This window comes from Streptomyces sp. NRRL B-24085 (assembly GCF_001282115.1).
Classification (GTDB): Bacteria; Actinomycetota; Actinomycetes; order Streptomycetales; family Streptomycetaceae; genus Streptomyces.
This window is the reverse complement of the sequence record NZ_LJBR01000008.1, coordinates 45,872-57,887: the sequence shown is the minus strand read 5'-3', so window position 1 is coordinate 57,887 and position 12,016 is coordinate 45,872. Positions and strand designations below refer to the sequence as shown.

The following is a 12,016-nucleotide window of genomic DNA, read 5'->3' as shown; positions in this document are numbered from 1 at the left end:
ACGACATCCTCAACGGTCCACTCTCTCACCCGTGCCGGACGGGTCGGCGCTTTCCGCTGCGGTGTCCGCTGTCAGGTCACTCGGCTGCTCCGGGTCGTCGGCCCGGGGTCCGGTGCCGGACTCTTCCTTGAGACGGTCCTCGGAGCCTTCCGGGTTCTCCGGACCGTCCACGGCTGCACCCGCCTCCTCGTCGGGCCCGTTCTGCTCGGCCTCACGGGCGGCCGCGCGCTTGCGCTGGGTGTACATCCGGAATCCTGCCAGCACCAGCAGCAGGACGCCGCCACCGATGACCAGCATGACCGTGGCCGTGAACTCGGTGACCTTCACGTCGAACCGGACGGGCTCGCCGTAGGGCTGGCCGTCCTCGGTGTACAACTGGGCGATCACCGAGGCCTTGCCGTTGGCGTTGGCCGTCGTGGTGAACTTCACCGTCTGGCTGTGGCCGCCGGAGACCTCGACCTGCTGCTCGTAGTAGGAGGAGCCGCCGATCTCGAGCCGGTTCGGGCTCAGCGAGGTCAGCCGCAGCCTCAGGTGCTCCACTCCCTGCACCAGATTGTTCTGGACCGTCACGGGGATCGTGGCGCTGCGTCCGGAGAGCTTGGTCTCCGACTTGTCGATCAGGCTCACCTGGGAGATCAGCTCGTCCAGGTAGGCCTCGACGTCCGCGCGGAAGCTGCTCGCCTCGGTGGCGCGGCCCCGCCACGACGTGGACATCTCGCGGTTCATGGCCCGTCCGAAGGGGGTCACGACGCGGGACTGGTCGGAGAGGATCACCTTGAAGTTGTCGAGCTTGTTCTGCGTGCTGGCGATCTGCTGGAAGGCCCACTTCGGCAGTTGCTGCTTGCGCAGCGAGGCGGGGTAGGCGGACGCGGAGGGCACCTTGGTGGTGGCCTCGGGGTCCGGCTTGGCCGCGGCCGCCGCCGTGAGCTTCTGGGACTGCGACCAGTTGCCGCCCTGCAGCGCGGTGATCGCCTCGGCCATGGCGTCCGCCTGGGCGGCCGTGGGCATGCGCTGCGGGGCGACGACGATGCTGCGCTGCTTGTCCGTCTGGAGGTCGAGGGCGAGGCTCTGGGCGAGGAAGCGCTGCACGGCGAGCGTGGCGGACGAGGCCTTCGTCAGATCGCCCTGGAAGACCGTGGACAGCCGCGCGTCCGCGACGACCGCCGTGGTGCCGCCGCCGATGGGGCGGGCCGCGGAAGGTGTGTACGACAGTCCGGCGGTCTCCTGGAGGCTGTCGCTGCGGGCGATCACCTTGTCGGCTCCGGCGGAGGTGGCGACCTTGACGATGGCGGGGTCCACCGCGCCGTTCACGGGCCATGCGAAGTCGGTGCTCGGTGTCACGTGGAGTACGGTCCGCACCGTGGTGGCGGCGACGTCGGTGGCCTCGTGGAGGTGGCTGAGCGAGCCGGTGACGCTCGTGCCGTTGTGGGCGAGGGAGGCGAGGTCGGGATCGGCGAAGGGGAGCGCGACGACCTCCTTGTCCTCCACCGCTGTCTGCAGCCGGGCCAGCCACTGCTTGGCGAGTGCCTGGTGGGTGCCGGCGGTGGTGGTGTCGCCCTCGCCCTGGATCCGGTAGCTGCGGGTCATCGCGTCGACGGACGCCAGCAGGTCCGGATCGATCACCCACGTGACGTCCAGGTTCTCGCCCAGCGACAGCATCTGGTCCAGGCGGCCACCCGCCGAGATCTCCTCGGCGAGGTCGTCGTTGAGGAAGACCGGTGTCTGCTGGGCGTTCGAGCCGGTCTCCGCCGTCATGTGCACGGTGGAGATCAACGGCCACAGGAACGTCGTCTTCGTCTTCGTGTGCGCCTCGTCGGACTGCCAGGGCAGGAAGGTCCGCTGGATGCCCAGAGGCTGGTCCCACGGCTGGGCCGCGGTCCTGCCCGACACCGAGACGGCGAACTGGTAGACGCCGGCGTCACCGAGGTCCAAGTCGTCGACCGGGACGGAGATGGTGAAGGGCTGGGCCACCCCGGGGGTCAGCTTCGCGAACTTCGCCTCGTACTTCCCGCCGACCTCGGAGCCCGTGTCGCCCTGAAGCGAGTCCCCGTCTCCGCTGACCCTGTCGATCGACGAGCGGGTGTTCAGCTCCGGGCCGACCCGCAGTCCCACGTGGGCGGCCGAGACGGCCTGCTTGCCGTTGTTGGTCACCGTCCCCGACACGGTGAGCGTGTCACCCTCCGTAGGCGCACTCGGGCTGAGCGTGTCGACCGCGACGGAGACGGACCCGGAGCTGTCGGCGGCCTCGGCGGGCGCCGCGGCGGTGAACTGGCACAGACCGGCCAGCAGAGGAGCCCCTGCGAGCAGGGCCCCCGTGCGCCGCAGCCAGCGGCGGGCAGGTGAGGGACTCGTCCCCTGGAAGTCTGCCGCCTCGGCCACGCGCTCGCCCGTCCCTCGTCGTCGTCAGTGGTCGTCGGAATGTGCGTCCACGCATGGTAACGATGCGCGCTGAGGGGAAGTGCCGCGGACCGCTCCACAAGATCGGAGGACGCTGCCGCGCTGTCCCGAATGTGCAGGTATAGAGGGGAGCGCGCGCGTGGGTCTCCGGAGCAGACCTTGTGCAGGTCCGGATGGCGAGTCTGTGCACGTTTAATGGAGGCGCCCGGGTACGCCCGGGCCACGTACCCTCTTCTGTTGTGCCGAACGCCAACGAAGACAAGCTCAGTGCCCCGAGTCAGGTGCAGGACCACGCGGTGAACCAACCGCTCGAGGTCGCACCTGTCGCCGACGACCTCGCCCGCCGGTTCCAGGAGGCGGGGTTCGCACTCGCTCTGGTCGGCGGTTCGGTACGGGACGCACTGCTCGGCCGGCTCGGCAACGACCTGGACTTCACGACGGACGCCCGCCCCCAGGACGTGCTGAAGATCGTGCGGTCGTGGGCGGACGCCGTGTGGGAGGTCGGGATCGCCTTCGGCACGGTGGGGGCGCAGAAGGACGGCTACCAGATCGAGGTGACCACCTACCGGTCCGAGGCGTACGACCGTACCTCCCGCAAGCCCGAGGTGTCGTACGGCGACTCCATCGAGGAGGACCTCGTCCGCCGTGACTTCACTGTGAACGCGATGGCCGTCGCCCTCCCGGAGAAGAAGTTCATCGACCCGCACGGCGGTCTCGACGACCTTGCGGCGCGGGTGCTGCGGACGCCGGGCACTCCGGAGGCGTCCTTCTCGGACGACCCGCTGCGGATGATGCGGGCCGCGCGCTTCGCGGCGCAGCTCGACTTCGCGGTGGCCCCCGAGGTCGTCACCGCGATGACGGAGATGTCCCGACGCCTGGAGATCGTCTCCGCCGAGCGGATCAGGGACGAGCTCAACAAGCTCATCCTGTCCGACCATCCACGCAAGGGACTGACGCTGCTGGTCGACACGGGTCTCGCGGAGTATGTGCTGCCGGAGCTTCCAGCCCTGCGGCTGGAGAGTGACGAGCACCACCGGCACAAGGACGTCTACGAGCACACGCTGATCGTCCTGGAGCAGGCCATCGCGCTGGAGAAGGAAGGGCCCGATCTGACCCTTCGCCTGGCCGCGCTGCTCCACGACATCGGCAAGCCGCGCACCCGCCGCTTCGAGAAGGACGGCCGGGTCTCGTTCCACCACCACGAAGTGGTCGGAGCGAAGATGACCAAGAAGCGGATGACGGCGCTCAAGTACTCCAACGAGCTGGTGAAGGACGTCTCCCGGCTCGTCGAACTGCATCTCCGGTTCCACGGATACGGCACCGGAGAGTGGACGGACTCGGCAGTGCGCCGCTATGTGCGGGACGCGGGCCCTCTGCTCGACCGGCTCCACAAGCTGACCCGCTCGGACTGCACGACCAGGAACAAGCGCAAGGCAGCCGCGCTGTCGCGTGCCTACGACGGTCTGGAGGAGCGGATCTCCCAGCTTCAGGAGCAGGAGGAGCTGGACTCGATCAGGCCCGACCTCGACGGCAACCAGATCATGGAGATCCTCGGTGTGGCACCCGGCCCCGCTGTGGGCCGTGCGTACAAGCACATGCTGGAGCTTCGGCTGGAGAACGGGCCGATGGAGCGCGACGAAGCGGTGGCCGCGCTCAAGGAGTGGTGGGCAGCTCAGGGCTGAGGCTGTGAAACGGGGTCATGTTTCACGTGAAACATGACCCCGAGTGCATCGAGGGGCGGTGTTTCACGTGAAACACCGCCCCTTCATCGTTCCGGCGCCATCTGTCGCTGCTTCGTCATCGCGACCGCGATCGCTGCGTAGAGGACGGCGACGGTGACCACCAAGGCCACCGAGCGGCCGTCCGGCGGCAGGATCAGGGCGGCCATGGCTGCGGCGCCCACGAAAGCGATGTTGAACAGGACGTCGTAGACGGAGAAGATCCGACCCCGGAATCCGTCGTCGACGGATGACTGCACGATCGTGTCCGTGGCGATCTTGGCGCCCTGCGTGATCAGGCCCAGTACGAACGCCGCGACGAGCATGGGGACGGTGGCGAAGGGGAGCCCGAGGGCAGGTTCCAGGATCGCGGCGGTCGCCGCGCACACGACGATCCAGCGCTCAGGTCCGAGTCTGCCGGCGGCCCAAGGGGTGATGACAGCGGCGACGAAGAAGCCTGCGCCGGAGATGCCCAACGCCAGTCCCAGCAGAGCCAGTCCGTCGTCCGGGTCGGACGTCAGGGCGTACCGGCAGAGCATCAGCACCATGACGAGCAGAGCGCCGTAGCAGAACCGCATGACCGACATCGCTCCGAGCGCCCGGGCGGCCGGACGACGTGCGGGTGCGGCCAGGTGTCGTACGCCTGCGGTCAGCTCGCGGGCGGTGCCGGTGAGGGCGTCACCGAGGCGGGGTCGGAGCAACTGGCGGTCGGGACCGAGCAGTTCCGGGGGCATGCGCAGCGCGGCGAGCGCACCGCACAGGTACAGGCCCGCTCCCAGCAGCACCACGGCCGCGTCGGAGTCGGCGACCAGGAGTCGCACGAGGAAGGCGAGACCGCCGCCCGTCGTGGCGGCGAGCGTTCCGGCCGTCGGGGAGAGGGAGTTGGCGATCACCAGACGTTCCTCGTCCACTACACGGGGCAGTGCGGCGGACAGGCCGGACAGGACGAAGCGGTTGACGGCGGTGACGCAGAGGGCGGAGACGTAGAAGAGCCAGTCCGGGACATGGCCGAGCATCAGGACGGCTGTCACCGATGCCAGCAGGGCGCGTACGAGATTGCCGTAGAGGAAGACCTGGCGGCGGCGCCAGCGGTCCAGGAGGACGCCGGCGAACGGGCCCACCAAGGAGTACGGGAGGAGCAGGACCGCCATCGCGGAGGCGATCGCCGTGGCCGAGGTCTGCTTCTCCGGGGAGAACACGACGTAGGCGGCGAGCGCGATCTGGTAGACGCCGTCCGCGCCCTGGGAGAGCAGGCGCACGGAGAGCAGGCGCCGGAAGTCCCGGAAGCGGAGAAGGACACGCAGATCGCGGACGACGGACATGGGGCACAGCCTCACATACGGCGAGGGTCCCCGGGCGATACAGCCCGGGGACCCTCTACGGCCCTGGCAGGAGCGTTTGAGTGAGCCTTAGCGCTCGACTTCACCCTTGATGAACTTCTCGACGTTCTCGCGGGCCTCGTCGTCGAAGTACTGGACCGGCGGGGACTTCATGAAGTAGCTGGAGGCCGACAGGATCGGGCCGCCGATGCCGCGGTCCTTGGCGATCTTCGCGGCGCGCAGGGCGTCGATGATGACACCGGCGGAGTTCGGGGAGTCCCAGACCTCGAGCTTGTACTCCAGGTTCAGCGGGACGTCGCCGAAGGCGCGGCCCTCGAGGCGGACGTACGCCCACTTGCGGTCGTCGAGCCAGGCCACGTAGTCGGACGGGCCGATGTGGACGTTCTTCTCGCCGAGGTCCCGGTCGGGGATCTGGGAGGTGACGGCCTGCGTCTTGGAGATCTTCTTCGACTCGAGGCGGTCCCGCTCAAGCATGTTCTTGAAGTCCATGTTGCCGCCGACGTTGAGCTGCATCGTGCGGTCCAGGACGACGCCGCGGTCCTCGAACAGCTTCGCCATGACGCGGTGCGTGATGGTCGCGCCGACCTGGGACTTGATGTCGTCGCCGACGATCGGGACGCCCGCCTCGGTGAACTTGTCCGCCCACTCCTTGGTGCCGGCGATGAAGACCGGGAGGGCGTTGACGAAGGCGACCTTGGCGTCGATGGCGCACTGGGCGTAGAACTTCGCCGCGTCCTCGGAACCGACGGGCAGGTAGCAGACGAGGACGTCGACCTGCTTGTCCTTGAGGACCTGGACGACGTCGACCGGGGCCTCGGCGGACTCCTCGATGGTCTCGCGGTAGTACTTGCCGAGACCGTCAAGGGTGTGGCCGCGCTGGACGGTCACGCCGGTGTTCGGCACGTCGCAGATCTTGATGGTGTTGTTCTCGGAGGCGCCGATGGCATCGGCGAGGTCGAGACCGACCTTCTTCGCGTCGACGTCGAACGCCGCGACGAACTCGATGTCACGCACGTGGTAGTCGCCGAACTGGACGTGCATCAGCCCGGGGACCTTCGACGCCGGGTCGGCGTCCTTGTAGTACTCGACTCCCTGAACCAGCGACGCAGCGCAGTTGCCCACGCCGACGACGGCTACGCGAACCGAACCCATTCCGGTTGCTCCCTGTGTGTACGAGTGAGGCCCTGGCAGGGACCTCACGTGGCGGTGTCGCCGGGCGTATCCGGACCGGGGGTGTCCCCGGGCCGGGGCAGGACGCCCGGCGCTCCCTCTGTGGTGTCGCGAGCGGCTTCGCCTCGGCCGGGGCCCTTGAGGTCCCGGCCGGCCCGCTCGCTCTCGATGAGCTCGTTCAGCCAGCGCACTTCGCGCTCCACGGACTCCATCCCGTGGCGCTGGAGCTCGAGTGTGTAGTCGTCGAGGCGCTCCCGGGTGCGTGCCAGCGAGGCACTCATCTTCTCCAGGCGCTCCTCCAGCCGGCTGCGCCGGCCTTCGAGGACTCGCATGCGGACGTCGCGCGAGGTCTGCCCGAAGAAGGCGAAACGAGCGGCGAAGTGCTCGTCCTCGTACGCGTCGGGACCCGTCTGCGAGAGCAGCTCCTCGAAGTGCTCCTTACCTTCCGCCGTCAACCGATAGACGATCTTGGCGCGACGCCCTGCGAGTGGTGCGGCGAGGGCGTCCTCGGTGGTGTTCCCCGGTTCCTCGATCAACCAGCCGTTGGCGAGCAGCGTCTTGAGGCAGGGGTAGAGCGTGCCGTAGCTGAAGGCTCGGAACACGCCCAGGGATGTATTGAGACGTTTGCGCAGCTCATAGCCGTGCATCGGGGACTCGCGGAGCAGGCCGAGCACGGCGAATTCGAGGATCCCGGAACGCCGGCTCATCGTCGCCTCCTCGTCACTGTCTCGCACCGATGTATCGACTCGATACATCAAGACGATAGAACGCCCTTCCGGCAGCGACAAGTGGGAGGACGGTGAACGGGATCACATCAATGATTCATGCGAGCCAAGTTGCCGGATTTGAGGTGAACTTCGGGGCTCAGCAGGTTTTGACGGTGCGTAGTCTGTGCGGCATGCACACCACCGGGAACCAAGTGACGCCTGGGGGGCGTTGCTGTCCCGGTGCGGTACGGATGAATGCGCGACCGACCACATCCGTACTTCGGGGGGACCGGAAACCAGCCGCCGTTTCCAGGCGCGCAAGGGTGCGCCTGCCCGAGGAGTAGTCGTTCGATGAGCGAGCACCGTCGCAAACCGCCGCAGCCGCAGGGAGGCGGACGTGCCGCGGCCCGACGCGGCCAGTCCGGCTCGTCCTCCGGTCGCCGCGCGGCTCCGCGAGGCGCCACCGGGTCTCTTGCCGACTCCTATGGGAGCAGCTCCCAGGATTCGGCATCCCACGGTCCGGGAGGCGAGGACCGTCCGTACGGCGGCCGTGCCGAGGCCCGCCGTGCGGCCCAGAGAAGCACGGGCGGCGGGGGCCGCCGCAGAGGGGCGGAGCCTGCTCGCGCCGGCAGGCGCGGGGCGCCGGCCGGCCGGGGACGCGCTTCCGACCCGGGCAAGAAACGCTTCATCGACTACCCGCGCGCGGGCAAGTACGGCGTGGCCCGCTGGGTGCCGTCCTGGAAGCTGGTGACGGGCCTGTTCATCGGCTTCATCGGCAGCCTGGTGGCGGTCGCCGGCGTCGGGTACGCCCTCGTGAGCGTTCCGAACGTCGCGGAGACCGCGACGGCGCAGAACAACGTCTACTACTGGTCCGACGACACCGAGATGGTCTCCACCGGTGGCGAGACCAACCGCCAGATCGTCAACCTCGCGCAGATCCCGAAGGCGATGCAGTACGCCGTCGTCTCGCAGGAGAACAAGACCTTCTACACCGACAGCGGCATCGACCCCAAGGGCATCGCCCGCGCGGTGTTCAACATGGCCAGGGGCGGCAACACCCAGGGTGGTTCCACCATCACCCAGCAGTACGTCAAGAACGCGCGCCTGAACGACCAGTCCCAGACCGTCACGCGCAAGTTCAAGGAGATCTTCATCTCCATCAAGGTGGGCGCCACGGTCAACAAGGACGAGATCATGGCGGGGTACCTGAACTCCGCGTACTACGGCCGCAACGCCTACGGCATCCAGGCAGCCGCGCGTGCGTACTTCAACAAGGACGCCAAGGACCTGAACCCGGGTGAGTGCGCCTTCCTCTCCGCCATGCTCAAGGGCGCCACGTACTACGACCCGGCGGGCGCGACCTCCATCGACGCGACGCAGGCCACACCTGAGGCCAACCAGAGGCGGGCCCTGCGGCAGATGCAGGACACCCTCAACAAGATGGTCGAGTACGGCCACCTCAGCGCGGCGGAGCGGGCCAAGTACACCACGCTGCCCAAGTGGCAGAACCCCCGTTCCAACACCCAGCTCAAGGGGCAGATCGGCTACCTGGTCGACCTCGCCAAGGCGTACCTGATCAACAACAAGATCATCAGCGCCGACCAGCTTCAGCAGGGCGGCTACTCGATCTACACGACCTTCGACAAGAAGAAGGTCGGTGAGCTCGAGGCAGCGGTCAAGAAGGTCCGCAAGGAGAACATCGACCCCAAGAAGCGCCCGGACAAGGACACCTACGTCCAGTTCGGCGGGGCGTCGGTGGAACCGGCCACCGGGGCGATCCGGGCCTGCTACGGCGGCGTGGACGCAACCACCCACTTCACCAACAACTGCGACTCCACCGGTGCCCAGGTCGGCTCGACGTTCAAGACGTTCGTGCTCGCCGCGGCGATGAAGTGGGGCGTGCGCGATCCCGACCTCGGTGAGAGCCAGGCGCAGGACGAGCGCACGGTCGTCAACGCGAAGAGCCTGTTCAGCGGTAAGAACAACCTCAAGATCGAGAACTACGACGGTTCGATCTGGAAGAACGAGGAGGGCAAGGAGTGGCTCCAGGAGAACGACGGCAGGCAGTCCTACGGCTCTCCGCCCAAGTACCAGATCGACCTTCGTGAGGCGATGCGGGAGTCCGTGAACTCCGCCTTCGTGCAGCTCGGCATGGACGTCGGCCTGGACAAGGTGAAGGAGTCGGCCATGGACGCGGGCCTCAAGGAGAACAGCCTGGCCGGCACCAACTACCCGTCCTTCTCCATCGGCATCTCCGACCCCAGCGCGATCCGCATGGCGGGCGCGTACGCGACCTTCGCGGCCAGCGGCAAGCAGAACGAGCCGTACTCCGTCGAGAGGGTCACGAGCAAGGACGGCGACGTCTTCACGCACAAGGCGCAGCCCAAGCAGGCGTTCGAGAAGAAGGTCGCCGACAACGTCACCGACGTCCTCAAGACCGTCGTCGAGGACGGTACGGGTACCAACGCCCAGCTGACCGGTCGTGAGGTGGCCGGCAAGACCGGTACCACTGACGGCAACAAGTCCGCCTGGTTCGTCGGGTACACCCCGCAGCTCTCCACGTCGATCACCATGTTCCGACTGGACGACGACGAGACCAAGAAGAACCGCACGTTCCTCGAGATGTACGGAACAGGCGGCCAGGAGAAGATCCACGGTGCGTCGTTCCCGTCCGAGATCTGGCACGACTACATGGAGAAGGCGCTGAAGGGCCAGAAGGCGATCGACTTCCCGACGCCGGAGCCCATCGGCCAGATCGTCAACGAGGAGCCGAGCCCGACGCCCACCCCGACGCCCACCGAAACCGAGTCGCCCAGCCCGACCCCGACCCCGACGCCCAGCCAGACGCCCGTCTCACCGACGCCCACGGCTACCGAGACCTGCCGGTTCGACTGGCAGTGCGAGGAAACGGGCGGCACGGACAACGGCGGTACTGACGGTGGTGTCACCTCGACGCCCACGGCCACATCGACCGAGGGGAACGGCGGCAACACCAACGGCAACGGCAATGGGGGCCTCTTCGGAGGATCGGGCGGTTAGCCACCAAATGCCCCGTCGAGGGTGTTTCACGTGAAACATGGGCCGTCGCACCCACCAGGTGCGGCGGCCCTCGGCGTACTCCTAGCCTTGTACGGCAGGATGGGCCGCATGCCCAGTGCTGAATCGACGCCAGCGAGCGTGCACGAGTCCGACCCGGTGCGTCCGACCCAGGACGACGAGGTCTCCAGGAACGGCAGCGAGTTCATCGGCGGTCCTCTCGGGCGGCACGCGCTGCTGGGGACCTCCTGGTGGACGCCCGTCCGGGTCATCGTGCTCGTGGCCATCGGCGTGTTCGCGCTCGGCCTGGTCCAGAAGGCGCCCTGCTACAACGGCGGCTGGTTCTTCGGAGCCAGCACCCAGTACACCCACGCGTGCTACTCGGACATCCCGCACCTCTACCAGGGACGCGGTTTCGCCGACGGGCTCGTCCCGTACTTCGACAAGCTCCCCGGCGACATGCAGTACCTCGAATACCCGGTGCTGACCGGTGTGTTCATGGAGGTCGCCGCCTGGCTCACGCCGGGCAGCGGCAGCATCCAGGACCAGGAACAGTGGTACTGGATGGTCAACGCCGGAATGTTGATGGCCTGCGCGGCCGTCATCGTCGTCTGCGTGACCCGTACCCACGCCCGCCGACCGTGGGACGGTCTGCTGCTCGCTCTGGCACCCGCCTTCGCGTTGACCGCCACCATCAACTGGGACCTGCTGGCGGTCGCTCTGACGGCCTCCGCGATGCTGATGTGGGCGCGGGGCCGTTCGCTCGCCTTCGGGGTCCTCCTGGGGCTCGCCACGGCCGCCAAGCTCTATCCGGTGTTCCTGCTCGGGCCGCTGTTCGTGCTGTGCTGGCGGGCGGGCAAGTGGCGGGACTTCGGCAAGGCCCTGGGCGGCGCGGCCGTCTCCTGGCTCGTGGTGAACCTGCCGGTGATGCTCTTCGCCTTCGACGGCTGGTCGAAGTTCTACACGTTCAGCCAGGAGCGGGGCGTGGACTTCGGTTCCTTCTGGCTGATCCTGGCCCAGAACTCAGGCGACCCGCTGAGCACCGACACCGTCAACACGCTCGCCACGCTGCTGGTGCTGCTCTGCTGCGCGGGCATTGCGGCGCTCGCCCTGACCGCTCCCCGCAGGCCGCGTTTCGCCCAGTTGGCGTTCCTGATCGTCGCCGCGTTCATCCTCACCAACAAGGTCTACTCACCGCAGTACGTCCTGTGGCTGGTGCCGCTGGCGGTGCTGGCCCGGCCGAAGTGGCGCGACTTCCTCATCTGGCAGGCGTGCGAGGTGGCGTACTTCCTCGGGATCTGGATGTACCTCGCGTACACGACCAGCGGAAACGCCCACAAGGGCCTGCCGACCGACGGCTACCACTGGGCCATCGGACTGCATCTGCTGGGCACCGCCTACCTGTGCGCGATGGTCGTGCGCGACATCCTCATGCCGGAACGGGACGTGGTGCGCCGGGCCGGCGACGACGACCCCTCGGGCGGCGTGCTCGACAGGGCCGAGGACGTCTTCGTGCTGGGTCCCGCCGCCCATCCGCCCCGGCACGCTGCCCACTTCGACGGACCGGTGGACTGGGGCAGCGACCGGGAGGCCGGCGATCGTTCGCTCTGAGCGAACAGCACCCGTGTGGCGTACGCCGGTTGGCACC

At 67.9% G+C, this 12,016-nt stretch carries 7 protein-coding genes; 3 read left to right on the top strand and 4 right to left on the bottom strand.

Annotated elements, in window-relative coordinates:
* Nucleotides 1–9 precede the first annotated feature (9 nt).
* Nucleotides 10–2,379 (bottom strand): DUF6049 family protein, encoded by a 2,370-nt coding sequence (locus AOJ26_RS01150; RefSeq protein WP_053846242.1) that lies wholly within the window; start codon nt 2,377–2,379, stop codon nt 10–12.
* A 257-nt stretch (nt 2,380–2,636) separates the two neighbouring features.
* Between AOJ26_RS01150 and AOJ26_RS01145 the strand changes: the two genes are divergently transcribed.
* Nucleotides 2,637–4,079, top strand: a complete 1,443-nt coding sequence (locus AOJ26_RS01145; protein WP_053846241.1) for a CCA tRNA nucleotidyltransferase — start codon at nt 2,637–2,639, stop codon at nt 4,077–4,079.
* 83 nt (nt 4,080–4,162) lie between these two features.
* On the opposite strand, the gene AOJ26_RS01140 is transcribed toward AOJ26_RS01145, so the two are convergent.
* The 3 genes from AOJ26_RS01140 to AOJ26_RS01130 all read right to left on the bottom strand — a co-directional run bounded on the left by AOJ26_RS01140 (nt 4,163) and on the right by AOJ26_RS01130 (nt 7,332).
* The gene (locus AOJ26_RS01140; protein ID WP_053846240.1) at nt 4,163–5,437 is read right to left on the bottom strand and encodes an MFS transporter; all 1,275 of its coding nucleotides are present in this window, start codon (nt 5,435–5,437) and stop codon (nt 4,163–4,165) included.
* Nucleotides 5,438–5,524: 87 nt separating this feature from the next.
* Nucleotides 5,525–6,607: an inositol-3-phosphate synthase gene (locus tag AOJ26_RS01135; RefSeq protein WP_053846239.1), complete on the bottom strand. Its 1,083-nt coding sequence runs from the start codon at nt 6,605–6,607 to the stop codon at nt 5,525–5,527.
* Between the two features lie 44 nt (nt 6,608–6,651).
* Nucleotides 6,652–7,332 carry a PadR family transcriptional regulator gene (locus tag AOJ26_RS01130; RefSeq protein ID WP_053846238.1) on the bottom strand — a complete coding sequence of 227 codons (681 nt, stop codon included), beginning with the start codon at nt 7,330–7,332 and terminating at the stop codon, nt 6,652–6,654.
* Between the two features lie 351 nt (nt 7,333–7,683).
* On the opposite strand from AOJ26_RS01130, the gene AOJ26_RS01125 reads away from it, so the two are divergent.
* A complete protein-coding gene (locus AOJ26_RS01125; protein ID WP_078959688.1) occupies nt 7,684–10,371 on the top strand; it encodes a transglycosylase domain-containing protein in 2,688 nt (895 codons plus the stop codon).
* Between the two features lie 108 nt (nt 10,372–10,479).
* Nucleotides 10,480–11,979, top strand: a complete 1,500-nt coding sequence (locus AOJ26_RS01120; RefSeq protein ID WP_053846237.1) for a glycosyltransferase family 87 protein — start codon at nt 10,480–10,482, stop codon at nt 11,977–11,979.
* Nucleotides 11,980–12,016: the final 37 nt, after the last annotated feature.

Coding starts and splice junctions, on each gene's coding strand:
- AOJ26_RS01130 (WP_053846238.1), bottom strand. CDS start 7,332: ATGAGCCGGCGTTCCGGGATCCTCGAATTCGCCGTGCTCGGCCTGCTC.
- AOJ26_RS01140 (WP_053846240.1), bottom strand. CDS start 5,437: ATGTCCGTCGTCCGCGATCTGCGTGTCCTTCTCCGCTTCCGGGACTTC.
- AOJ26_RS01120 (WP_053846237.1), top strand. CDS start 10,480: ATGCCCAGTGCTGAATCGACGCCAGCGAGCGTGCACGAGTCCGACCCG.
- AOJ26_RS01135 (WP_053846239.1), bottom strand. CDS start 6,607: ATGGGTTCGGTTCGCGTAGCCGTCGTCGGCGTGGGCAACTGCGCTGCG.
- AOJ26_RS01125 (WP_078959688.1), top strand. CDS start 7,684: ATGAGCGAGCACCGTCGCAAACCGCCGCAGCCGCAGGGAGGCGGACGT.